This window comes from Leifsonia sp. HAY1-4F (assembly GCF_056755275.1).
This window is the reverse complement of record NZ_JBNDHX010000247.1, coordinates 1-283: the sequence shown is the minus strand read 5'-3', so window position 1 is coordinate 283 and position 283 is coordinate 1. Positions and strand designations below refer to the sequence as shown.

The 283-nt window shown below is 66.4% G+C and carries 1 protein-coding gene; it reads left to right on the top strand.

Features of this window, described 5'->3' with window-relative positions; genetic code table 11:
- Positions 1-283: FAD-dependent oxidoreductase (locus ACPYOG_RS19405; protein ID WP_481295766.1), on the top strand; the 283-nt coding region annotated here is incomplete at both ends.

Here is a 283-nt window from a genome sequence, read left to right as displayed (position 1 = left end):
ACCATCGAGGTCCTGACCCTCGAAGGCACCCGGACCATCGACGCCGACGCCATCCTCCTGGCTGTCGGCGCCCATCCGCGCGAACTTCCCACTGCAAAGCCCGACGGCGAGCGCATCCTCAACTGGGCCCAGATCTACAACCTGGACGAACTGCCCGAGGAACTGATCGTGGTGGGTTCGGGCGTGACCGGCGCCGAGTTCGCCTCCGCTTACAACGGCCTGGGCTCCAAGGTCACCCTGATCTCCAGCCGCGATCAGGTCCTCACGGGGGAGGACACGGACG